22 protein-coding genes and 1 tRNA gene are annotated in these 23,397 nt (G+C 66.7%); 15 read left to right on the forward strand and 8 right to left on the reverse strand.

Features of this window, described 5'->3' with window-relative positions; translation table 11 throughout:
- Positions 1-24 precede the first annotated feature (24 nt).
- Positions 25-765 (reverse strand): endonuclease/exonuclease/phosphatase family protein, encoded by a 741-nt coding sequence (locus WAQ08_RS06355; RefSeq protein WP_422190108.1) that lies wholly within the window; start codon positions 763-765, stop codon positions 25-27.
- 71 nt (positions 766-836) lie between these two features.
- A complete protein-coding gene (locus WAQ08_RS06360) occupies positions 837-1,181 on the reverse strand; it encodes a hypothetical protein (protein ID WP_422190109.1) in 345 nt (114 codons plus the stop codon).
- Positions 1,182-1,239: 58 nt separating this feature from the next.
- Between WAQ08_RS06360 and WAQ08_RS06365 the strand changes: the two genes are divergently transcribed.
- The 3 genes from WAQ08_RS06365 (at position 1,240) to WAQ08_RS06375 (ending at position 2,475) form a co-directional block, all read left to right on the forward strand.
- Entirely contained in the window at positions 1,240-1,575 is a 336-nt protein-coding gene (locus tag WAQ08_RS06365) for an SMR family transporter (protein ID WP_422190110.1), read from the forward strand.
- A 138-nt stretch (positions 1,576-1,713) separates the two neighbouring features.
- Positions 1,714-2,190 (forward strand): hypothetical protein, encoded by a 477-nt coding sequence (locus WAQ08_RS06370; RefSeq protein WP_422190111.1) that lies wholly within the window; start codon positions 1,714-1,716, stop codon positions 2,188-2,190.
- A gap of 72 nt (positions 2,191-2,262) precedes the next feature.
- Positions 2,263-2,475: a hypothetical protein gene (locus tag WAQ08_RS06375; protein ID WP_422190113.1), complete on the forward strand. Its 213-nt coding sequence runs from the start codon at positions 2,263-2,265 to the stop codon at positions 2,473-2,475.
- 138 nt (positions 2,476-2,613) lie between these two features.
- On the opposite strand, the gene WAQ08_RS06380 is transcribed toward WAQ08_RS06375, so the two are convergent.
- The 4 genes from WAQ08_RS06380 to WAQ08_RS06395 are packed head-to-tail and all read right to left on the reverse strand — an operon-like array spanning position 2,614 to position 5,714.
- Complete coding sequence (locus WAQ08_RS06380) at positions 2,614-3,342, reverse strand: amino acid ABC transporter ATP-binding protein (protein ID WP_422190115.1); 729 nt, start codon at positions 3,340-3,342, stop codon at positions 2,614-2,616.
- Positions 3,343-3,365: 23 nt separating this feature from the next.
- On the reverse strand, positions 3,366-4,046 hold the full coding sequence (gltK, locus tag WAQ08_RS06385; RefSeq protein ID WP_422190117.1) for a glutamate/aspartate ABC transporter permease GltK: 681 nt from the start codon (positions 4,044-4,046) through the stop codon (positions 3,366-3,368).
- A 9-nt stretch (positions 4,047-4,055) separates the two neighbouring features.
- A complete protein-coding gene (locus tag WAQ08_RS06390; protein WP_422190119.1) occupies positions 4,056-4,790 on the reverse strand; it encodes an amino acid ABC transporter permease in 735 nt (244 codons plus the stop codon).
- A gap of 24 nt (positions 4,791-4,814) precedes the next feature.
- On the reverse strand, positions 4,815-5,714 hold the full coding sequence (locus WAQ08_RS06395; RefSeq protein ID WP_422190289.1) for a glutamate/aspartate ABC transporter substrate-binding protein: 900 nt from the start codon (positions 5,712-5,714) through the stop codon (positions 4,815-4,817).
- 96 nt (positions 5,715-5,810) lie between these two features.
- Here WAQ08_RS06395 and WAQ08_RS06400 point away from each other — a divergent pair, with 96 nt between their 5' ends.
- The 6 genes from WAQ08_RS06400 (at position 5,811) to WAQ08_RS06425 (ending at position 15,807) form a co-directional block, all read left to right on the forward strand.
- On the forward strand, positions 5,811-6,797 hold the full coding sequence (locus WAQ08_RS06400; RefSeq protein WP_422190121.1) for a bifunctional riboflavin kinase/FAD synthetase: 987 nt from the start codon (positions 5,811-5,813) through the stop codon (positions 6,795-6,797).
- A gap of 158 nt (positions 6,798-6,955) precedes the next feature.
- Positions 6,956-9,835, forward strand: a complete 2,880-nt coding sequence (ileS, locus tag WAQ08_RS06405; RefSeq protein WP_422190123.1) for an isoleucine--tRNA ligase — start codon at positions 6,956-6,958, stop codon at positions 9,833-9,835.
- The gene (gene lspA / locus WAQ08_RS06410) at positions 9,835-10,356 is read left to right on the forward strand and encodes a signal peptidase II (protein ID WP_422190125.1); all 522 of its coding nucleotides are present in this window, start codon (positions 9,835-9,837) and stop codon (positions 10,354-10,356) included. Before ileS ends, lspA begins: the two co-directional genes overlap by 1 nt.
- A gap of 114 nt (positions 10,357-10,470) precedes the next feature.
- A complete protein-coding gene (locus WAQ08_RS06415; RefSeq protein ID WP_422190127.1) occupies positions 10,471-11,604 on the forward strand; it encodes an efflux RND transporter periplasmic adaptor subunit in 1,134 nt (377 codons plus the stop codon).
- 9 nt (positions 11,605-11,613) lie between these two features.
- Positions 11,614-14,748, forward strand: coding sequence for a multidrug efflux RND transporter permease subunit (locus WAQ08_RS06420; protein ID WP_422190129.1), 3,135 nt, complete (start codon positions 11,614-11,616; stop codon positions 14,746-14,748).
- Positions 14,749-14,853: 105 nt separating this feature from the next.
- A complete protein-coding gene (locus tag WAQ08_RS06425; protein ID WP_422190131.1) occupies positions 14,854-15,807 on the forward strand; it encodes a DMT family transporter in 954 nt (317 codons plus the stop codon).
- Here the strand turns inward: WAQ08_RS06425 and WAQ08_RS06430 are convergent.
- Complete coding sequence (locus tag WAQ08_RS06430) at positions 15,790-16,407, reverse strand: rhomboid family intramembrane serine protease (RefSeq protein ID WP_422190133.1); 618 nt, start codon at positions 16,405-16,407, stop codon at positions 15,790-15,792. The genes WAQ08_RS06425 and WAQ08_RS06430 overlap by 18 nt on opposite strands.
- Positions 16,408-16,567: 160 nt before the next feature.
- Here WAQ08_RS06430 and upp point away from each other — a divergent pair, with 160 nt between their 5' ends.
- The 6 genes from upp (at position 16,568) to WAQ08_RS06460 (ending at position 21,982) form a co-directional block, all read left to right on the forward strand.
- Positions 16,568-17,209 carry a uracil phosphoribosyltransferase gene (gene upp / locus WAQ08_RS06435; protein ID WP_422190135.1) on the forward strand — a complete coding sequence of 214 codons (642 nt, stop codon included), beginning with the start codon at positions 16,568-16,570 and terminating at the stop codon, positions 17,207-17,209.
- Positions 17,210-17,359: 150 nt separating this feature from the next.
- Positions 17,360-19,144 (forward strand): methyl-accepting chemotaxis protein, encoded by a 1,785-nt coding sequence (locus tag WAQ08_RS06440; RefSeq protein WP_422190137.1) that lies wholly within the window; start codon positions 17,360-17,362, stop codon positions 19,142-19,144.
- 72 nt (positions 19,145-19,216) lie between these two features.
- Positions 19,217-20,491 (forward strand): amidohydrolase family protein, encoded by a 1,275-nt coding sequence (locus WAQ08_RS06445; protein ID WP_422190139.1) that lies wholly within the window; start codon positions 19,217-19,219, stop codon positions 20,489-20,491.
- Between the two features lie 62 nt (positions 20,492-20,553).
- A tRNA-Leu gene (locus tag WAQ08_RS06450) sits at positions 20,554-20,638 on the forward strand.
- Between the two features lie 148 nt (positions 20,639-20,786).
- On the forward strand, positions 20,787-21,692 hold the full coding sequence (gene cysM / locus WAQ08_RS06455) for a cysteine synthase CysM (RefSeq protein WP_422190141.1): 906 nt from the start codon (positions 20,787-20,789) through the stop codon (positions 21,690-21,692).
- A gap of 50 nt (positions 21,693-21,742) precedes the next feature.
- Positions 21,743-21,982 (forward strand): sulfurtransferase TusA family protein, encoded by a 240-nt coding sequence (locus WAQ08_RS06460; RefSeq protein ID WP_422190143.1) that lies wholly within the window; start codon positions 21,743-21,745, stop codon positions 21,980-21,982.
- An 85-nt stretch (positions 21,983-22,067) separates the two neighbouring features.
- On the opposite strand, the gene ruvB is transcribed toward WAQ08_RS06460, so the two are convergent.
- On the reverse strand, positions 22,068-23,153 hold the full coding sequence (gene ruvB, locus WAQ08_RS06465) for a Holliday junction branch migration DNA helicase RuvB (protein ID WP_422190145.1): 1,086 nt from the start codon (positions 23,151-23,153) through the stop codon (positions 22,068-22,070).
- Between the last annotated feature and the right edge of the window lie 244 nt (positions 23,154-23,397).

A 23,397-nucleotide genomic window follows, 5' to 3' on the forward strand; every position in this document is an offset into this window, starting at 1 on the left:
CGGTGGGGGAGAAGGGTGGTGGATTCACAGCGATACCTCCGCAGCCAAAGGGGCGTGATCAGACAGATGGGACCAGGGCCGACGCGGCAGCGTCATCGGCTGGTGGATGCGGGCGCCGCGCACATAGATGCGGTCCAGCCGCAGCAGCGGCCAGCGGGCCGGGAAGGTGCGGGCAGCGCGGCCCTGGGCGTGCACGAACACCTCGCGCAGGCCGGCGCAGCGGCCCAGTTGTTCATGGGCCTTCTGTTCCCAGTCGTTGAAGTCGCCCGCCACCACCACGGGCTCCTGGGGCGACAGGCCGTTGACCAGCCGGCACAGTCCGTCGACCTGCTGGCGCCTTTGAGAGGCGCGCAGGCCCAGGTGCACGCAGATGGCGTGCATGGCCCGCCCACCCGGCAGGCTCAGCACGCAATGCAGCAGGCCGCGCTTCTCCTCGGGGCCGCTGGTAGACACGTCATGGTTGTGGTGCTGGGCGATGATGAACTTGGACAGCAGCGCGTTGCCGTGGTGCCCCTGCGGGTAGACGGCGTTGCGGCCATAGGCGTAGTCACTCCACAGCGTATCGGCCAGGAATTCGTAGTGCGGCGTCTGGGGCCAGTTGGGCACGTGGGCGGCATGCAGTTCATGCTCGCCCATCACCTCCTGCAGGAACACCACATCGGCCGAGACGCTGCGCACCGCCTCGCGCAGTTCAGGCAGCACGAAGCGCCGGTTGAAGGCGCCGAAGCCTTTGTGCAGGTTGATGGTCAGGACAGTGAGGTTCATACCCCAATACGGCAATCGGTGTGCCGTATGGGCGGGGCGGAACGTGGCTGTCGGCGCCGGCCGACAAGGGGTCAGCGTTGGCTGGCGTCAGGCAGCAGGTTGTCGAGCAGCGGGCCCAAGGTACGCCCCAGATGTGTGCGTACGCTGTCTGCCGCGGCCTTGGCCTGTTCAGGGCCCATCGCCTGGGCCATGTGGTGCGTTTCCAGGTAGTGCATCACCAGCAGCCCGCGCAAGGTCTTGAAGGCCACCGGGTTGTCCTGTCCGCACACGATGGTGTCGTCCTGCAGCACGCGTTCGACCACGCCCGGGGCCAGCAGGCGCACCCGGCACGCCAGGGCATGCCGCACGATTTCCCGGTCGATGCCCTCGAGCTGGGTTTCCCATTCATCAGTCGTGAAACGGTTGGCTTCGCTCATGGCCGGGGCTCCAGCAGGTCGATGTCTTAGTATAGGGACGGATATTCGAACCAGCGACATGGCACTCACCTACCTGTACCTTTTCATGGCCATCGTGGCCGAAGTCATCGCCACGTCATTGCTCAAGGGTGCCGAGAACTTCACCCGCCTGTGGCCCAGCGTGTTCACGGTGGTGTTCTACGCGATCGCGTTCTTCTTCCTGTCGCTCACCTTGCGTACCATGCCGACGGGCATCGCCTATGCGATCTGGTCGGGCGTGGGCATCGTGCTGATCTCGGTGGTCAGCTGGCTGTGGTTCGGGCAGCACCTGGACGCGGCCGCCCTGATCGGCATGGGGTTGATCATCGCGGGCGTGCTGGTCATCAACCTTTTTTCACGGTCGGTGGGGCATTGAAGTCGCACGGCGGGCAGGGGCTGGCGTTTTTGGCCGGAGCGCGTTACAAATAACGCATGCGGGCAGTTCCGCGAGGTTCGTGCCGCATCCGCTCGTCCTGGGCAGGTGTCAGGACGCCATTCACCATGGTTGTTCGACATGTCCGAAATGATGAAGCTGCAACTTCTGCGCGTCAGTTGTGCCCATTGCGGGCAGGATTCGACCGTGTCGGTCATGCCCGATGGGGTCCATGGTCAGTTCGTGCTGCGCAGTGAGACCTCGCTGGACGAGGCTTTCCTGGATGCCGTGCACGACCCCACCTTCGACGAGGTCGACACCCTGCTGAACCAGAGCCAGCGCATGCTTGGCAAGGACAACTGGTTCCGTGCCCATGCGCTGCAGCGCACCTATGGCGAGATCGCCTGCGATCCGGACAGCACCGGGCATGCTTTCCGCATCGGCAAACTGCCCAACTGCCCCCATTGCGGGCGGGCCGTGCTGAACTGGCAGGCGATCAGCCCGCCGCAGTTTGTCGACCGCGAGATCCCGCCTGCCACCCACAAGGTGTGGGAGCACCTGTCCACCCTGCAGAAAGAGTTCCGGGTGGACGATGTGCTGGAGCGGCAGGGGTTCTGAGGCAGGAACGTCGATTGCCCGTTGAAAGCATCGGCAAACCCGCCGATGCTTTCAACGAACAGGAGAAAGACCATGACCCAACAGAACCAAAACCAAAATCCGAGCAAGCAGAACCAGCAGCAACAGGATGCCGGTCAGCAGCAGCAACCCAATGCGGGGCAGCAGAACCGTCAGTCTGGTCAGCAGGAGCAGGCTGGTCGTCAGAGCGGTCAGCAAGGCAGCAACCAGAGCAACCAGCAGCCTGGTGGGCAGCAATCCAACAAGTCGCAGCAGCAACAGCGCTGATGCCTTGACTTGAAGGCGCCTTGATCACGGCGAGGCTGAGTTGCCATAGTGATCACTCCGGCGGGCCGGTTCGAGAGAGCCGGCCCGCTGGCGTTTGAGCAATCCACCAGCCCTGGCGCCAGGCCAAGTGTGCTGGGCTCAGTGCTGCAGGATGCGCGCGAGGAACTGCTGCGCCCGCTCGGAGCGTGGGTTGTCGAAGAAATCCGCCGTGGGGCGGTCTTCCACGATGCGCCCGGCGTCCATGAACACCACGCGGTCGGCCACGCGGCGGGCGAAGCCCATCTCGTGCGTCACGCACATCATGGTCATGCCTTCCTTGGCCAGTTCGCTCATCACATCCAGCACCTCGCCGACCATCTCGGGGTCGAGCGCGGAGGTCGGCTCGTCGAACAGCATCACGATCGGGTCCATGCACAGCGCGCGTGCGATGGCCACGCGCTGCTGTTGACCGCCCGAAAGTTGCCCGGGCGATTTGGCGGCATGCGCCCTCAGCCCTACGCGGTCGAGCAGGGCCATCGCCTTGGCCGTGGCGGCTTCCTTGTCGCGGCCCAGCACATGCCGCTGGGCCAGGGTGAGGTTGTCGATCACGCTCAGATGCGGGAACAGCTCGAAATGCTGGAACACCATGCCCACACGGCTGCGCAGCCGGGGCAGATGCGTGGCCGGATCGCCCACCGAGGTGCCATCGACCAGGATGCGGCCCTGCTGGAAGGGCTCCAGCCCATTGACGCACTTGATCAGGGTGGATTTGCCCGAGCCCGAGGGGCCGCAGACCACGACCACCTCGCCCTTGGTGACGGTGGTGCTGCAGTCGGTCAGCACCTGGAAGGTGCCGTAGTGCTTGGAGACGTTGTCGATCTGGATCATGGCTCTGGGTTGGGATCAGAGGATCAGGCGGTCAGCTTGCGCTGCAGGCGCTGCACCAGGCGCGAGAGCGCGAAGCACAGCACGAAGTAGACGGCACCGGCGAAGAGCAGCAACTCCACCAGCCGGCCGTCGCGGTCACCGACCTTGTAGGCCGTGCCGAAGAAGTCGGCCAGGGCCGACACGTACACCAGCGAGGTGTCCTGCAGCAGCACGATGGCCTGGGTCAGCAGCAGCGGCACCATGTTGCGCAGGGCCTGCGGCAGGATCACCAGGCGCATCGCCTGGGCCTTGCTCAGGCCCAGGGCCGTGGCGGCCGACAGTTGCCCCTTGGGCACGCTCTGGATGCCGGCGCGGATGATCTCGGCGTAGTAGGCCGATTCGAACAGCGCGAAGCCCACCAGGGCCGAGGTCATGCGCACATCAGTGCCCGGCGGCAGGTTGAACAGGGCGGTGAGCAACTGCGGGATCACCAGGAAGAACCACAGCAGCACCATCACCAGGGGCACGGCGCGGAACAGGTTGATGTAGCCCGCGGCGAACCAGCGCAGCGGCGCCACGGCTGAGAGCCGCATCAGGGCCAACAGCGTGCCCCACACCAGGCCCACCACCAGGGCGACGAGGGTGATCTCCAGCGTGACCAGCAGGCCCTGCGCCAGGAAGGGCAGGGCGCTGGGAATGGACGACCAGTCGAAATCGTGTGCCATGGCTGCCCCTTATCCCAGGTAGCCCTGGACCTTCACCTTGCGTTCGAGCAGGTGCATCAGGCCCATGACGACGACGTTGATCAGCAGGTACATCAGGGTCACCGCGATGAAGGCCTCATAAGGCTGCGCGGTGTAGTCCACCAGTTGGCGGCCCTGGGCGGCCAGCTCCAGCAGGCCGATGGTCGAGCACACGGCGGAGTTCTTGAACACGTTGAGGAACTCCGAGGTGAGCGGCGGCACCACCAGCCGGAAGGCCATGGGCAGCAGCACCAGCCGGTAGGCCTGCGGCAGGCTCAGCCCCAGCGCCAGGGCCGCGCGAGTCTGGCCCACGGGCAGGCTCTGGATGCCGGCGCGCACCTGCTCGGCCACCCGGGCGCTGGTGAACAGGCCCAGGCAGATGATGGCGGCGCCCAGTTGCTGCCATTCAGGTGGCCATTGCTTGATCGTGTCGCCCCAGGCCGTGGGCAACAGTTCGGGCACGATGAAATACCAGATGAACAGCTGCACCAGCAGCGGGATGTTGCGCAGCACTTCCACGTAGGCCGTGGCCACGCGCTGCAATCCACGCGAGGGCACGGTGCGCAGCACGCCCACCACCGTGCCCAGCGCCAGGGCCAGTACCCAGGCGCTCAGCGAGATGGTCAGCGTCATCTTGAGGCCAGCCAGCATCCAGCCCCAGTAGGTGCTGCCGTCGCCCATGGCCGTCTCCTGCGAGAAGATGGCCCAGTTCCATTGGTAGTCCATCGCGCGGGCGCCTTGGCTGGGGGGTTACTGGAAGGGCTTGTCGTTGGGGGCCTTGAACAGCGCCTGCACGTCGTCGGACATGGGCCAGTTCAGGTTCAGGCCCTTGGGCGGAATGGGCTGCTGGAACCACTTGGCGTAGATCTTGGCGGCCTCGCCCGAGGTCATCGCCTTGCTGATGGCGCCATCGACCAGCTTCTTGAAGGCCGCATCACCCTTGCGCATCATGCAGCCATAGGCCTCTTCTGACATCGGCTTGCCCACCACCACCCAGTCGTCCGGGCGCTTGGACTTGGCCCGTTCGCCGTAGAGCAGGGCGTCGTCCATCATGAAGGCGGCGGCGCGGCCGGTTTCCAGCATCAGGAAGGATTCGCCGTGGTCCTTGGCCGAGATGATGCGCATGCCCAGCTTGTTGTCTGTGTTGTAGCGGCGCAGCAGGCGCTCGGAGGTGGTGCCGGCCGTCACGGCCACGTTCTTGCCCTTGAGATCGGGGAAATCGTTGATGCCGGCGCCCTTGCGGGTCATCAGGCGGGTGCCGACCACGAAGATGTTGGTGGAGAACGCCACCTGGCGGGCCCGCTCGGTGTTGTTGGTGGTCGAGCCGCATTCGATGTCCACCGTGCCGTTGAGCACCAGGGGGATGCGGTTCTGGGAGGTGACGGGCACCAGCTTGACGGCCAGGTTGGGCTTCTTGAGCTCGGCCTTGATGGCTTCGACGGCCTTGAGCATCATCTCCTGGGAGTAGCCCACCACCTGCTGCTTGTCGTCGTAGTACGAGAAGGGGATGGACGATTCGCGGTGTCCCAGGGTGATCGAGCCGGCGGCCGAGATCTTCTGGAGGGTGGGAGAGGCTGCCTGGGCGTGTGCTTGAGTCTGGGCGAGGGCCCCGATCAGGGCCAGGCACAGGGCGACGGGGCGAATCGACATCATTTTGTTCATCTCGTGCGTTCCTTCTTGGGGCTTCTTGAGGCAATGGGCGGATCCTAAACGCAGGAGTCGTGCCGCGGGGGATAATCCCCCGTCATGCAAGTCTTCCGAGGCGTCCACCACGCCGCCCTGGCCCCCGCCTGCGCCCTGACCATCGGCAATTTCGACGGCGTCCACCGCGGACACCAGGCCATGCTCGCCCTGCTGCGCAGCGAGGCCCAGCACCGTGGCCTGCCCAGCACCGTGCTCACCTTCGAGCCGCACCCGCGCGACTACTTCGCGGCCCTGGCCGGCAAGCCCGAGATGGCCCCGCCCCGCATCGCCACCCTGCGCGACAAGCTGTTCGAGTTGGAGCGCTGCGGCATCGACCAGGTGGTGGTGCTGCCCTTTGACCAGGCCCTGGCGTCCCTGAGCCCCCAGGATTTCGTGGACCAGGTGCTGGTGCAGGGGCTGCATGCCCGCTACGTGCTGGTGGGCGATGACTTCCGCTTCGGCGCCAGGCGCGCGGGGGATTACGCCCTGCTGGACGCCCTGGCCGCCGACCGCGGCTTCGACGTGGCCCGCATGCTCAGCTACGAGGTGCACGGGGTGCGGGTCTCGTCTTCCGTGGTGCGCGATGCGCTGGCCGCTGGCGACATGGACATGGTGGCCCGCCTGCTGGGACGCCCCTACAGCATCAGCGGCCACGTGGTGCATGGCCGCAAACTGGGCCGCACGCTTGATTGCCCGACCATGAACGTGCGCTTCGGCCATGAAAAACCGGCCACCCAGGGCATCTTCGCGGTGCGCACCCACGGCCTGAGCCCGGAGCCGCTGGAAGGGGTCGCCAGCCTGGGCGTGCGCCCCACGATCGAAGAGTCCGGCCGGGTGCTGCTGGAAGTCTATTGCCTCGATTGGCCCTCCGAGTTGGGCAGCGAAGGGGGCTACGGTAAAATCGTGCGCGTGGAACTCCTGCACAAACTTCGCGATGAAGCCCGTTTCGACGGGCTGGAGGCTTTGCAGGCCGCCATCCACCAGGACATTGCCGACGCCAAGGCCTTCTTCCAGGCCCAGGGCCGCCAGACCACCCGCGACCGAATTTGACGCGGGCTGACCGATCCGCGGGCCTTGCGCCAGCGGACAGCCCGCACCCCGTCGCCCCTGCACACGCCGAGTCGGTCGGCGATGCCCCCCCAGATGCCCGCAGACCCACGGCACCCGCACATGCAACGCCGGATGGGTCTGGTTTGACCGAGATCGACATGAGCCAAGACAAGCCCGCCAAGCAAGACGGCCAGAACCAGAGCGCCTACCGCGCGACGCTGAACATGCCCGACACGCCCTTCCCGATGCGGGGCGACCTGCCCAAGCGCGAGCCGGGCTGGGCCAAGGCCTGGGAAGACCAGGGCATCTACAAGAAGCTGCGCGATGCCCGCTGCGGCGCGCCCAAGTTCGTGCTGCACGACGGCCCGCCCTACGCCAACGGCCAGATCCACATGGGGCACGCCGTCAACAAGATCCTCAAGGACATGATCGTCAAGGCGCGCCAGCTCAAGGGCATGGACGCCATCTACGTGCCCGGCTGGGATTGCCACGGCCTGCCCATCGAGAACCAGATCGAGAAGACCTTCGGCCGCAACCTGAGCCGTGACGACGTGCAGGCCAAGGCCCGCGCCTACGCCGGCGAGCAGGTCGATCTGCAGCGCACCGACTTCAAGCGCCTGGGCGTGCTGGCCGACTGGGACAAGCCTTACCGCACAATGGACTTCGGCAACGAGGCCGGCGAGATCCGCGCGCTCAAGCAGATCATCGAGCGCGGCTTCGTCTACCGCGGCCTCAAGCCCGTGTACTGGTGCTTCGACTGCGGCTCGTCCCTGGCCGAGTTCGAGATCGAGTACGCCGACAAGAAATCGCAGACGCTGGACGTGGCCTTCCTGAGCGCGGAGCCCGCCAAGCTGGCCGCCGCCTTCGGCTTGAGCAGCCTGGACAAGGACGCCTTCGCGGTGATCTGGACGACCACCGCCTGGACCATTCCCGCCAACCAGGCCCTGAACGTGCACCCCGAGCTGAGCTACGCCCTGGTGGACACGCCCAAGGGCGTGCTGCTGCTGGCCGAGGCCCTGGTCGAGAAGGCCACCGCCCGCTACGGCTTCACGCCGGATCAGGTCAAAGTGCTGGCCACCACCACGGGCGCCAAGCTCGAAGGCCTGACCTTCAAGCACCCGCTGGCCCATGTCGACAAGGGCTATGACCGCATCGCGCCTGTCTATGTGGCCGACTACGTCAGCGCCGAAGACGGCACCGGCATCGTGCACTCGGCCCCCGCCTACGGCGTGGACGACTTCAACAGCTGCGTGAGCAACGGTCTGAAGTTCGACGACATCCTCAACCCCGTGCAGGGCCATGGCGTCTACGAGGCCGAGCTGCCCCTGTTCGGCGGCCAGCACATCTGGAAGGCCGCCCCGGTGGTGCTGGAGACGCTGCGCGAGCATGGCCGCGTGCTGGCCTCCAGCGAGATCACCCACAGCTACCCGCACTGCTGGCGTCACAAGAAGCCGGTGATCTTCCGTGCCGCCGCGCAGTGGTTCGTGCGCATGGACGAAGGGCAGGGCGTGTTCACCACGAACAAGGCCGACAAGACCCTGCGCCAGCTGGCCCTGGACGCCATCGACCAGACCAGCTTCTACCCCGAGAATGGCCGCGCCCGCCTGCGCGACATGATCGCCAACCGGCCTGACTGGTGCATCAGCCGCCAGCGCAACTGGGGCGTGCCGCTGCCGTTCTTCCTGCACAAGATCACGGGCGAGCTGCACCCCGACACGCTGGCCTTCATCGACCGCGCGGCCGATCTGGTGCAACAGGGCGGTGTCGAAGCCTGGTCCAAGCTGGACGTGGCCGAGTGGCTTGGCGCCGAGGCCGAGGAGTACAGCAAGTCCACCGACATCCTCGATGTGTGGTTCGACTCCGGCTCCACCTTCTTCCACGTGCTCAACCCCGAGCAGGGCAGCCACCCCACGGCTGGCCACGCGCAAGGCCCCGAGGCCGACCTGTACCTGGAAGGGCACGATCAACACCGCGGCTGGTTCCACAGCTCGCTGCTGGTGGCCTGCGCCATCTACGGCCGTGCGCCCTACAAGGGCCTGCTGACCCACGGCTTCACGGTGGACAGCCAGGGCCGCAAGATGAGCAAGTCGCTGGGCAACGGCGTCGATCCGCAAGAGACCAGCAAGAAGCTGGGCGCCGAGATCATCCGCCTGTGGGTGGCCTCCAGCGATTACTCGGGCGACATCGCCGGAGACGACAAGATCCTGGCCCGCGTGGTTGATGGCTACCGCCGCATCCGCAACACGCTGCGCTTCCTGCTGGCCAACACGGTCGATTTCGACCCGGCCGTGGACACGGTGCCCGCTGCCGAGCTGCTGGAGATCGACCGCCACGCCCTGGCCCGCGCCGCCGAGCTGCAGGCCGACATCCTGGCCCACTACGAGCGCTACGAGTTCCACCCCGTGGTCGGCAAGCTGCAGGTGTACTGTTCCGAAGACCTGGGCGCCTTCTACCTGGACGTGCTCAAGGACCGCCTCTACACCACCGGTGCCAAGAGCCTGGCGCGCCGCAGCGCCCAGACCGCGCTGTGGCAGATCACCCAGGCCATGCTGCGCTGGATGGCGCCCTTCCTGAGCTTCACGGCCGAAGAGGCCTGGCAGGTGCTGGGCCTGGGCGAGACCATCTTTACCGAGACCTACAGCGATTTCGCGGGCGCCGAGCAGCAGACCGAGCTGCTGGCCAAGTGGGCCCGCATCCGCGAGATCCGCGAGCTGGTCAACAAGGAGATCGAGGCCGTGCGCACCACCGGCCAGGTCGGTGCCTCGCTGCAGGCCGAGATCGAGCTGACGGCGTCCAGCCAGGACCATGCCCTGCTGGCCTCGCTGGGCGATGACCTCAAGTTCGTGCTGATCGTCTCAAAGGTGACGCTGCGTGAGGGCGAGGCCCTGGCCGTCAAGGTCACGCCGTCCGAATCGGCCAAGTGCGAGCGCTGCTGGCATTATCGCGACGACGTCGGCAGCGACCCGCGCTACGTGGGCGTGTGCGGCCGTTGTGCCCTCAACCTGGGCGGCGCGGGTGAAACCCGCGTGGTGGCGTGATGGCGGCGCGCGGTAAAGCGGGCACCTCCGCCAGCCTCTGGCCCTGGCTGGGCTTGGCGGCCATCGTCATCTTGCTGGATCAGATCACCAAGGTCGTCACGATACGGGTCTTCGAACTCGGTGATTCACGCTACGTGACCAGCTTCTTCAACCTGGTGCGCGTGCACAACGAAGGGGCGGCGTTCTCCTTCCTGGCGCAGGCGGGGGGCTGGCAGCGCTGGTTCTTCGTGGGGCTGGGGGTGGTGGCCGTGGGCTTCATGACCTACATGCTCAAGCAGCATGGCGGCCAGCGCATGTTCTCGCTGGCGCTGGCGCTGATCATGGGCGGCGCTGTCGGCAATGTGGTCGACCGGCTGATCCACGGCTACGTGGTCGATTTCCTGGATTTCCACTGGCGTTTTCTTGAGCCGGTGTTCCACGGCGGGCATTTCCCGGCCTTCAACATCGCCGATTGCGCCATCAGCGTGGGCGCCGTGCTGCTGATCCTCGACGAGATCCGGCGCGTGCGTCGCGGCAGCTGAGCAGGGAACTTCGCACAACATCCAGACACAGAACGCGTCTGTTTTACGATGCGGGGGCCTTCGCTCGGGTGTCCTGCCCGGTGTGGTCAGGGCATGCAGCGAGAGGTGGTCGTGATGGTTTCGAGACGATGGGTGTGGAGTGGCCTGGCTTTGTCGGCTGGCCTGCTGGCCTGGCTGAGCACGGCCTTGTCGCCGAAGGTGCAGGCCTCCAGCCCGCCCAAGGCTCCGCCTGCGGTGCCGGTGCACGTGGCCCGGGCCAGCCTCCAGAACCTGCCGACCTCGCTCACCGCCGTGGGCCAGGTGCAGGCGTTGCAGCAGGTGCTGGTGCGCCCCCAGATCGAGGGCGTGCTCACCGAGGTGCTCTTCAAGGAAGGGCAACCCGTCACGCGGGGCCAGGTGGTGGCCCGGCTGGATGACCGCGCCCTGCGTGCCCAGGTGGACCAGGCCCAGGCCGAGGTGCAGCGCCTCAAGGCTCAGTTGCAGATCGCCCAGCTTGACCTGAAGCGCTACGAAGGCCTGGCCTCGCAGGCGGCCGTGCCCGTGCAGCAGCGCGACCAGCAGGTGGCCCTGGTGGCCCAGCTGCAGGCCCAGGTCCAGTCGCAGCAGGCCTCGCTGGAGGCGGCCAGGGTGCAGCTGTCCTATGCCACGATCACCTCGCCCGTGGCTGGCCGTGCCGGCCTGCGCCAGGTCGATGTCGGCAACCTGGTGCGACCCAGTGACACCAATGGCCTGGTCACAGTGGTGCAGACCCAGCCGGTGGCGGTGCTGTTCTCGGTGCCCCAGGGGCGCTTGAGTGAGGTGCGGCAGGCCCTGAAGCAGCAGGGCCCGGCCCTGGTGCAGGTGGCCGATCAGGAGCAGGGCACGTCCCTGGCCGAAGGCCGCCTGGCCACGGTGGACAACCGCGTCGACCCGGCCAGCGGTTCGCTCAAGCTCAAAGCCGAGGTGCCCAACGCCAAGGAAGCGCTCTGGCCCGGCCAGTTCGTGGCCGTGACCCTGCGCACTGGCGCCATGGACCAGGCGCTGGTCGTGCCCACGCAGGCGCTGCAGCGCGGGCAGAAGAACGCGATCCATGTCTGGCGCGTGCGTGACAACGCTGCCGAGATGGTGCCCGTGACCGTGCGCTGGCAGGATGACCAGCGTGCCGTGATCGCTTCGGGCCTGCAGGCGGGCGACGCCGTCGTCGTGGACGGCCAGTCCCGCCTCAAGCCCAAGGCCGCCGTGAAGGTGCTGCCGGCCAGCGGGGGCTGAGCCATGAGCATGCCGCCCCCCGTTCCCGCGAGCGCGCCGGCCGAATCCTCGCGCCGCAACCTGTCCGCCTGGTTCATCGCCCACCCGGTGGCGACCACGCTGCTCACGCTGGCGCTGGTGCTGCTGGGCCTGCTGGCCTTCCCGCGCCTGCCGGTGGCGCCCCTGCCGCAGGCCGAGTTTCCCACCATCCGCATCTCCGCACGCCTGCCCGGCGCCAGCCCGGACACCATGGCCGCCGCCGTGGCCACGCCGCTGGAGGTCGAGCTCAGCAGCATCGCCGGCATCACCGAGATGACTTCGGCCAGCGCCCTGGGCTCCACCAGCATCACGCTGCAGTTCACGCTCGACAAGGAGATCAACACCGCCGCGCAGGAGGTGCAGGCCGCCATCAATGCCGTCTCGGGGCGGCTGCCGTCGGACATGCCCTCGCTGCCCACCTGGCGCAAAGTCAATCCGGCCGACGGCCCGATCATGGTGCTGTCGATGCAGTCGGACACCATGCCCATCACCGAGCTGAGCGACCTGGCCGAAACCGTGCTGGCGCGCCAGATCAGCCAGGTCGATGGCGTCTCGGAGGTGGATATCACCGGCCAGCGCCGGCCCGCCATCCGCATCCAGGCCTCGCCGGCCAAGCTGGCCGCGCATGGCCTGACCCTGGCCGACATCCGCGCCGCCGTGCAGCGCGCCAGCGTCAACCAGCCCAAGGGGGCGCTGGTCGGGCCGGACCGTAACGCCACGCTGGCCACCAACGACCAGCTCTTCAAGCCCAGCGAGTACGCCGAACTGGTGATCACCGACGTCGGTGGCGTGCCCGTGCGCGTGGGCGATGTCGCCCGCATCACCGAAGGGGCCGAGAACGATTACGTCACGGCCTGGCAGAACGGGCGCGAGGGCCTGAACATCATCATCCGCCGCCAGCCTGATGCCAACATCGTCGCCACGGTGGACCGCGTCATGGCCGCCATGCCCCGCCTGACCGAGCGCCTGCCGGCCAGTGTGGAGGTCAGTGTGCTCAACGACCGCACGCGCACCATCCGCTCATCGCTGCACGAGGTCGAGATCACGCTGGGCCTGACAGTGGCATTGGTGGTGGCCGTGATGGGCTTCTTCCTGCGTCAGGTGTCGGCCACGGTGATCGTCACAGCCGTGCTGGGCGTGGCCATGATCGCCACCATCGCGGCCATGGACGTGCTGGGCTTCAGCCTCAACAACCTCACCCTGGTGGCCTTGATCATCGCGGTGGGCTTCGTGGTCGACGACGCCATCGTGGTGGTGGAGAACATCCACCGGCATCTGGAGCACGGTGAGTCCATGCGCGTGGCCGCGCTCAGGGGCTCGGCCGAGATCGGCTTCACGGTCGTGTCCATCAGCCTGTCGCTGATCGCGGCCTTCATCCCGCTGCTGTTCATGGATGGCGTGGTGGGCCGCCTGTTCCGCGAGTTCGCCGTCACCGTCACGGTGGCCATCCTGATCTCGGTGGTGGCCTCGCTCACGCTGGCGCCCATGATGGCCTCGCGCTTCATGAAATCCGCGCCCAAGCACCAGGAGGGCGGCATGGTGCAGCGCCTGATCGATGGCTACGGCCGCAGCCTGGACTGGGCCCTGAAGCACCAGGGCCGCATGCTGCTGGTGTTCTTCGTGACGCTGGGTGTGGCCGTGGCCGGGTATGTGTTCGTGCCCAAGGGCTTCTTCCCGCTGCAGGACACGGCCTTCGTGCTGGGCACATCCCAGGGCCCGCAGGACGCCTCCTACGAGCAGATGGCGGCCAAGCACAAGGCGCTGGAAGCCATCGTGGCCAAGGACCCGGCCGTGCAGAGCTATGCGCATTCGGTGGGGCCCACCGGCGGCAGCCAGAACATGTCCAGCGGCCGCTTCTGGATCGTGCTGAAGGACCGCGGTGACCGCGACGTGTCCGCCGAGGGCTTCATCGACCGCCTGCGCCCGCAGCTGGCCCAGGTCCCCGGTGTGATGCTCTACCTGCGTTCGGCCCAGGACATCAACCTGGGCACCGGCCCCTCGCGCACGCAGTACCAGTACGCGCTGCAGGGCAGCGACAGCACCGAGCTGGCCGAGTGGGCCGACAAGCTCACCGCGCGCCTGTCGTCGCAGGCGCAGTTCCGCGATGTCTCCAACGACCTGCAGATGGGCGCGGGCGTGGCCCGCCTCACCATCGACCGCACCGCGGCCGCACGCTACGGCCTGAGCGTGGACGACATCAACCAGCTGCTCTACAACGCCTACGGCCAGCGCCAGATCAGCCGGATGCAGACCGAGGTCAACCAGTACCAGGTGGTGCTGGAGATCGACCCCGCCCTGCGCGGCCGCACCGACAGCCTGGACTGGCTCTACCTGCGTTCGACCAAGACGCAGCAGATGGTGCCGCTGTCCGCCGTGGCCCGCCTGGAGGCGCCGCAGACCGGCCCCCTGGCCATCAACCACTACGGCATGTCGCCGGCGGTGAACCTGTCGTTCAACCTGGCGCCCGGCGTGGCGCTGGGCGATGCCGTCAAGCTGCTGGACCAGGCCCGCGCCGACATCCAGATGCCCGAGAACCTGGCCGGGCGTTTCCAGGGCGCGGCCCAGGCCTTCCAGCAGTCGCTGGCCTCGCAGCCGCTCTTGATTCTGGCGGCGGTGCTGGCGGTCTACATCATCCTGGGCATGCTGTACGAGAGCTTCGTGCACCCGCTCACCATCTTGTCCACCTTGCCGTCGGCTGGCGTGGGGGCGGTGGCGCTGCTGTGGCTGGGCGGGTTCGACTTCTCGGTGATGGCGCTGATTGGCGTGGTGCTGCTCATCGGCATCGTCAAGAAGAACGGCATCCTGCTGGTGGACTTCGCCATCCAGGCCCAGCGCGATCAGGGCATGAGCCCGCACGACGCCATCCGCGAAGCCTGCCTGGCGCGTTTCCGCCCAATCATGATGACGACGATCGCGGCGCTGCTGGCCGCCATCCCGCTGATGCTGGGCTTCGGCACCGGCGCGGAGCTGCGCCAGCCGCTGGGCTTTGCGGTGGTGGGCGGGCTGCTGGTCAGCCAGGTGCTCACGCTGTATTCCACGCCCGTGGTCTACCTGGGGCTGGACCGGCTCTTCCATCGTCGCAAGGGTGAGGCGCCGCAGCCCGCCTCGCCTGTGGCATCGTCCTGAGCGGATACAGGTCTCGGGCCACACGCCCGTCCTGAAACCCGCGGGCGGGCTGTCCGGTTTTCGCTCTGCTTTAATGGCGGCTTTCCCGACTGGTTCGGCCCCGCCTTGAAGCACCTCGACGCCCGCACCCTGTTCTTCCTGACCCTGCCGCCGCTGATGTGGGCGGGCAACGCCGTGGTCGGCCGCCTGATGGTGGGCCACATGCCGCCAGTGCTCACCAACGCGCTGCGCTGGATGCTCGTGGCCGTGCTGCTGGCGCCTTGGGCCTGGCACGTGCTGCGCCAGCGCGAGGCCTTGAGCCGCCGCGCGTGGTACCTGGCCATCATTGGTGCGCTGGGCGTGGGCAACTACAACGCGCTGCAGTACCTGGCGCTGCAGACCTCCTCGCCGCTCAATGTCACGCTGATCGGCGCCAGCATGCCGGTGTGGATGATGCTGGTGGGGGTGATCGGCTTCGGGCAGCGTGTCACGGGCCGCCAGGTGGGTGGCGCGGTGCTGTCCTGCGCGGGCGTGGTGCTGGTGATGTCGCAGGGCAGTTGGGTGATGCTGCGAGAGGTGCGCCTGGTGCCGGGCGATCTGCTGATTTTGCTGGCAGCCCTGTCATGGTCGATCTACAGCTGGCTGCTGGTGCGCAAGCCCGCCGCCATGGAGGGTGAACCGGATTGGAACTGGGTGGAGTTTCTGTGGCTGCAGGTGCTGTTCGGTGCGCTGTGGGCCATGGCCTGCTCCGGGGTCGAATCAGCCATCGTTGGCACCGACCATGCCTGGCCGGCGGATGCGCAGGCGTGGGGCTTCGTCGCAGCAGGCCTGCTCTTCATCGCCATCGGGCCATCGATCCTGGCCTACTGGGGCTGGGGGCAGGGCGTGCGTGCGGCCGGGCCCACGGTGGCGGCCTTCTTCAGCAACCTCACGCCGGTGTTTGCCGCGGTGTGGGCCTGGGCCCTGTTGGGCACCGCGCCGCAGTGGTATCACCCTTGTGCGCTGGTGCTGATCGGCGCAGGCATTGCCCTGTCGTCGGTGCGGCCTGCCAACGCCCCTGGCTCAAAAACGTCCACGTGAGCCGCGCGTGCGCGGCGGGAAGGGCGGCTTGCCCGCCCAGTAGCGCAGCATCAGCCAGCCGCCCACCAAGCCACCCAGGTGGGCAAAATGCGCGACGCCTGATACGGTTCCGGTGACGCCGGTGAACAGTTCGAATGCGCCAAACACCAGCACCAGATACTTGGCCTTGATCGGCATCGGAGGAATCAGCAGTACGATGGTTCTGTCCGGGAATGTCATGCCGTAGGCCAGCAGGAAGCCGACCAATGCGCCCGACGCACCGACCATGGGATTGCCCCAGCCAAACACCATCGACATGATCAGTTGGAAGGCGGCGCCCGCGAGCACGCCTGCGGCGTAGAACTGCAGATAGCGTCGCGGCCCCCACAGCCGTTCCAACTCTCCACTGAACATCCACAGGCCTAGCATGTTGAGCAGCAGGTGGGTGGCCGAGCCGTGCATGAAGGCGTAGGTCACGATCTGCCAAGGCAGGAAGAACTGGCTGCCCAGCGGCCACAGGGCCATCCATTGCGCCAGAGCTCCGCCCATGGAAAAGTCAATGCAGTACAGCGCGACGTTGAGCAGGATGATGGCCTGGGTGATCGGTGGCAGCGGTGGCATCTTCTCGGCAAGGGAAGGTCGTGACAATGGACATCATCATAGAGCCCTTGACGCTGCCCCCGCCCCATGGTGTCATCAAAGCCCGTGGCGCGCCTTGGTACGGTCCTCGCTTGATGCTGCCCGATTGTTTTTTGATTGTTGATTCCCGGAGTACCCGCTGATGCCGCTTGAATTTCCCAACCTGACCGTCGTGACCCATCCGCTGATCCAGCACAAGCTGACCTGGATCCGCGCGGAGGAGACGAACACCGACAGCTTTCGCCAGCTGCTGCGTGAGGTCAGCCAGTTGCTCGCCTACGAGGCCACCCGTGCCCTGCCCACCGAGCGCATCACCATCAAGACACCGCTGACCGAGATGGAATCGGCCGTCATCAGCGGCAAGAAGCTTTGCCTGGTGTCCATCCTGCGTGCCGGCAACGGCATGCTCGAGGGCTTTCTGGACATCCTGCCGCTGGCCCGCGTGGGCCACATCGGTCTGTACCGTGATCCGGCCACGCTGGAGCCGGTGGAGTACTACTTCAAGGTGCCCTCCGACATCGCCGACCGCCAGGTGCTGGTGGTCGACCCCATGCTGGCCACAGGCCACTCGGCGGCTGCCGGCATCGCACGCCTGAAGGCCGCCGGCTGCACCCAGATCACGCTGATTTCGCTGTTGTGCTCGCCCGAAGGCGTGCGCCATCTGTCCGAATCGCACCCCGACGTGCCCATCTTCACGGCCGCGCTCGACAGCCACCTCAACGACCATGGCTACATCGTGCCGGGTCTGGGGGATGCTGGCGATCGCCTGTACGGAACGCGCTGAGCGGGCCTGCCCGCAAGGCATCTGAAAAATCTGAAAATTGCGGGCAGATTCCGCTGTTCACCTCGTTTTTGCGCCAAGCGGAACCTTGCACACTCCTTTGTCGGCGGCATGCTGTGCACTCGCCTGCCTCATCTTCCCAGGAGAACAACAATGCAATGGTTCGCCAACCTTCGGCTCAAGCCCAAGCTGATCCTGTCCTTCGCCATCGTCATGGCCTTGGCGGCCATCATGGGCCTGCTGGCCGAGCGCCGCCTGACCGGCCTGAACACGGCGACGCACGACATCGCCGACAACTGGATGCCCAGCGCCCGGGCTGTGTCCGACATCAGCGCCCGCATGGGCCAGTTCCGGGTGTCCGAACTGCAGCACGTGCTGTCCACGGACCAGGCCTTCATGCAGCGCTACGAAGGCGCCATGGCCGATTCGCTCAAGGCGATCGACGAGCGCAAGGCCCAGTACGCCAAGCTGATCAGCAGCCCAGAAGAGAAGGCCCTGTGGGATACCTTCAGGCAGCAGTGGGATGCCTTCTTGGTCGAACACAACAAGGTGATCGACCTGTCCAAGCAGAATCTCAACGAGGAGGCCCGCAACCTGGCCAGCCGCGAGGCGCAGGACCGTTTCGTGCAGGCCAGTACAGCGCTTGACAGCATCGTCAAGCTCAATGTGAAGGGCGGCGACGCCTCGCGTGACAGCGCCCAGGCCACCTACGAGAACGCCCGCTGGGCCATCCTGGCGTCGGTGCTGATCATCGTGGGCCTGGGCATGGCCGTGGCGCTCTATGTCAGCCGCATCATCGCGGCGCCGGTGCAGGACACGGTGGGCGTGCTCAAGGCCGTGGCCGGCGGTGACCTGACCCAGTCCGTTCGCCAGGACCGCAAGGACGAGATCGGCGAGATGCAGCAGGCGCTGGCGCAGATGATCGACAGCCTGTCGACCATGGTGCAGCAGGTGCGCATGGGCGCTGATTCGGTGGCCACGGCTTCCACGCAGATCGCCCAGGGCAACACCGATCTGAGCGGCCGCACCGAGGAGCAGGCCTCCAGCCTGGAAGAGACTGCCGCGTCCGTCGAGGAAATGGCCGGCACCGTGCGTACCAACGCCGACAACGCCCAGCAGGCCAACCAACTGGCCAGCGCCGCCTCCAGCGTGGCGGCACGCGGTGGCGAGGTTGTCAACCAGGTCGTGCAGACCATGAACGGCATCCAGTCGTCCAGCCAGAAGATCGCCGACATCATCGGCGTGATCGATGGCATTGCCTTCCAGACCAACATCCTGGCGTTGAACGCGGCCGTCGAGGCGGCCCGAGCCGGGGAGCAGGGCCGCGGTTTTGCCGTGGTGGCCGGTGAGGTGCGTTCGCTGGCCCAGCGCAGTGCCGAGGCTGCCAAGGAGATCAAGACCCTGATCAACGACAGCGTCGAGAAGGTCAACTCCGGCAGCGATCTGGTCGGCACCGCCGGCGTCACGATGAACGACGTGGTCATGCAGGTGCGCAAGGTGACGGATCTGGTCGGCGAGATCGCCCATGCCAGCACCGAGCAGAGCCAGGGCATCGGGCAGATCAACCAGGCCGTGACGCAGCTTGACCAGATGACGCAGCAGAACGCCGCGCTGGTGGAAGAGAGCATGGCCGCCGCTGAGAGCCTGCGCCAGCAGGCCCAACGCCTGACCGAAGCTGTGGGCGTGTTCAAGACGCGCCATGTGCACGAACAGGCTGCGGCACATACCCATCAGGCCATCAAGCAGGCCAAGACGGCTGCCTCTGTGCGCCTTGAGCCTCGGCCCGTCAGTTCCGCGCCCAAGGTGACTGCCACGCCGGCCCGCCCGGCCGTGACGGCAGCCGCCAAACCGGCCGCGCCGCAAGCCTCACCCCAGTTGCCTTCGCCGCCGCCGGCCCGCGCCAAGGCGGGTGCCGACGATGATTGGGAAACCTTCTGATCACCGGCTGATCAAGCCCCTCTGGCCTGATCCCTGCTAGGCTCCTGGCACCCCTTGCCAGGAGCCTTTTTCGTGTTTGAACTGATCCTTCGCCATTGCACCTTGCCCGACGGGCGTCAGGACCAGGACATCGCCATCGCGCAAGGCCGCATCGCTGCCATCGAGCCGCGTCTTCAGGGCAGCGCTGCGCAGGACATCGACGCCGCAGGGCAACTGGTCACCGCGCCTTTCGTCGATGCGCACTTCCACATGGATTCGACGCTGAGCTACGGCCAGCCGCGCGTCAACCAGTCTGGCACCCTGCTCGAAGGCATCGCGTTGTGGGGCGAGCTCAAGCCCCTGCTCACGCAGGAGGCCCTGGTCGAGAGGGCCCTGGCCTATTGCGACTGGGCCGTGGCGCGCGGCCTGCTGGCCATCCGCTCGCACGTCGATGTGTGCGACCCGCGCCTGCTGGCCGTCGAGGCGCTGCTGCACGTCAAGCAGAAGGTCAAGCCCTACATCGATCTGCAACTGGTGGCCTTTCCGCAGGACGGCGTGCTGCGTGCCCCCGGCGCGCTGGACAACCTGCGTCGCGCGCTCGACATGGGCGTGGATGTGGTCGGCGGCATCCCGCACTTCGAGCGCACCATGGCCGATGGCGCCGAGTCCGTGCGCCTGCTGTGCGAACTGGCGGCCGAACGCGGCCTGCGCGTCGACATGCACTGCGACGAGACCGACGATCCGATGTCACGCCACATCGAGACGCTCGCCTTTCACGCCCAGCACCTGGGTCTGCAGGGCAGGGTGGCTGGCTCGCACCTCACGTCCATGCACAGCATGGACAACTACTACGTCAGCAAGCTGCTGCCCCTGATCAAGGAAGCCGGCGTGGCCGCCATCGCCAACCCGCTGATCAACATCACCCTGCAGGGCCGGCACGACACCTATCCCAGGCGCCGCGGCATGACCCGCGTGCCGGAGATGCTGGCCCAGGGCATCGACGTGGCCTTCGGGCACGACTGCGTGATGGATCCCTGGTACGGCCTGGGCAGCGGCGACATGCTGGAGGTGGCCCACATGGGCCTGCACGTGGCGCAGATGACGGGCCAGCAGGCCATGCGCCAGTGCTTCGAGGCTGTTACCACCACGCCGGCCCGCATCCTGGGACTCGAAGGGTATGGGGTGGCCGTGGGCTGCAAGGCCGATCTGGTGCTGCTGCAGGCGCGCGATCCGGTCGATGCCTTGCGCTTGCGGTCCACGCGCCTGGCCGTGATCCGGGGTGGGCAGGTCATTGCGACCGCGCCGCCGCAGACCAGCCAGCTGAGCCTGCCGGACCGTCCGGCCTCCGTGTCGTTCTGCTTGAACTGAACCGTGTCTGCAGCCAGGGCATGGCGGGCCCCTGTGCTAACATTTCGGTCTTCCCGACCAGTGCCCTGGTGGTGAAATTGGTAGACGCGCCGGATTCAAAATCCGGTTCCGCAAGGAGTGCCGGTTCGAGTCCGGCCCGGGGCACCAGCGCTGACTGCGCTGTCACGGGCGCCGCCCGCCGTGGCCAGCGCCTCCGCCATGGCGGACAACGCCACCACCCCCGCCCCCTGAACGCCGCCGCCCGCCGGGTGGCCGCAACCCTGCTCAGGCATCCAACGCCTGACACAATAGCGGGATGATGAATTACCCAACGCTCGAAGACGTCATCGGCAAGACGCCCCTGGTGCGCCTGCAGCGCCTGCCCGGGCAGGACAACGCGGACCGCGGCAACGTGATCCTGGCCAAGCTGGAAGGCAACAACCCCGCCGGCTCCGTCAAGGACCGCCCGGCGGCCAGCATGATCCGGCGCGCCGAAGAGCGGGGCGACATCAAGCCCGGTGACACCCTCATCGAAGCCACCTCCGGCAACACCGGCATCGCCCTGGCCATGGCCGCCGCCATCCGTGGCTACCGCATGGTGCTGATCATGCCGGAGGACCTCAGCATCGAGCGCGCCCAGACCATGAAGGCCTTTGGTGCAGAGCTCATCCTCACGCCCAAGAGCGGCGGCATGGAATACGCCCGCGACCTGGCTGACCAGATGGTGCGCGAAGGCAAGGGCGTGGTGCTCGACCAGTTCGCCAATGCCGACAACCCGCGCATCCATTACGAGACCACCGGTCCCGAGATCTGGACGGACACCAGCGGGCAGGTCACGCACTTCGTCAGCGCCATGGGCACCACCGGCACCATCACCGGCACCTCGCGCTACCTGAAGGAGCGCAATCCCTCGGTGCGCATCATCGGCGCCCAGCCCTCGGAAGGCTCGCGCATCCCGGGTATCCGCAAGTGGCCCGAGGCCTACCTGCCCAAGATCTACGATCCGAGCACGGTCGATGAGCTGATCCTCGTCAGCCAGGCCGATGCCGAGGACATGGCCCGCCGTCTGGCGCGGGAAGAAGGCTTGTTTGCCGGCATTTCCGCTGCGGGCGCCTGCTGGGCGGCCCTGCAACTGGCCCGCAACGTGAGCAACGCCACCATCGTCTTCGTGGTGTGCGATCGCGGTGACCGTTACCTGTCTACCGGCGTGTTTCCCGCCTGAGCATCCAACGCACCGCCTACAATCCTGCGCAAGAACCTGGGGACACACACATGGAAGCTCAAACGGAACTCGACACCCGCGGCCTGACCTGCCCGCTGCCCATCCTCAAGGCCAAGAAGGCCTTGTCCGGCATGCAAAGCGGTGAGCTCTTGCGCGTGGTCGCCACCGACCCGGGCTCCGTGCGTGATTTCCAGGCCTTCGCCCGCCAGACGGGCAACGACCTGGTCGACCAGCAGGCCAGCCAGATCGGCGGGCAGGACGAGTTCGTCCACGTGCTGCGCCGACGTTGACCCAGGCAAGCGCGTCAGCCAGCCAGAAAAAGAGGCCCCTCGGGGCCTCTTTGCATATCTATATAGACAAGGCCTGATTCAGGCTTCAGATCAGGCCACCCTGAGTATCGTCGCCAGGAGGCGTGAGCCCCACATGGCGGAACGCCTGGGCCGTGGCGATGCGTCCGCGCGGCGTGCGCTGCAGGAAGCCTTGCTGGATCAGGTAGGGCTCGATCACGTCCTCGATCGTGTCCCGTTCTTCACCGATGGCCGCGGCCACGTTGTCCAACCCCACCGGGCCGCCGTCGAAGCGGTGGATGATGGCGTCCAGCAGCTTGCGGTCCATCACGTCGAAGCCCAGCGGATCGACGTCCAGCATGGCCAGGGCCTTGTCGGCCATCTCCCGGGTGATGCGGCCGGAGCCCTTTACCTCGGCGTAGTCCCGAACGCGGCGCAGCAAACGGTTGGCGATGCGAGGCGTGCCACGCGAACGCTTGGCCACTTCCAGGGCGCCATCGGCGTCGATCGGGGCGCCCAGCAGCCCGGCCGAGCGGGTGACGATGCGCGTGAGTTCCTCGGCCGTGTAGAACTCCAGCCGTGCCACGATGCCGAAGCGGTCGCGCAGCGGGTTGGTCAGCATGCCGGCGCGGGTGGTGGCACCTACCAGCGTGAAGGGCTGCAGGTCCAGCTTGATCGAGCGGGCGGCCGGGCCCTCGCCGATCATGATGTCGATCTGGTAATCCTCCAGCGCGGGGTAGAGGATTTCCTCGACCACGGGGCTGAGCCGGTGGATCTCGTCGATGAAGAGCACATCGTTGCGCTCCAGGTTGGTCAGGATGGCGGCCAGGTCCTTGGGCTTTTCCAGCACGGGGCCGGAGGTCTGCCGCAGGTTCACGCCCAGTTCATTGGCGATGATGTGGCTCAGCGTGGTTTTGCCCAGCCCGGGCGGGCCAAACAGGAGCACGTGATCCAGCGCCTCGGCCCGCTTCTTGGCCGCGCCGATGAAGATTTCCAACTGCTCGCGCGCCTTGCCCTGACCGACATAAGTGTCCAGATCCTTGGGGCGCAGGGCCCTTTCCAGGGCATCTTCCTGGGGAGACGCCACTGCGCCACCCACCACGCGTTCGCTGTCGGCGGCAGGGCGGACGGGGGCTGACCGGCGCGGCGACAGGTCATCGGTCTGGATACTCATACAGTGATTATCACAGGTCCGAGCTTGTTGTCAGGGCGCAACAACAATCCAAGAGGATCAGGGTATGCGACAGGGTTGTCACACAGCCGCTCGCAAAAACCTGTTGCAATCCCTCCCTGTCAGCAGCATGTCAATCATGGTTCGACGGACAGGTTTGTGATTTTTCCGGACTATGGATAGTCATAAATCTTCTTTGGACACCCCCGGTTGGCTTGCTGATACTCGCGTCAGACATCGAGGGCTC

It is taken from the genome of Aquabacterium sp. (assembly GCF_049274795.1).
Classification (GTDB): domain Bacteria; phylum Pseudomonadota; class Gammaproteobacteria; order Burkholderiales; family Burkholderiaceae_C; genus Aquabacterium.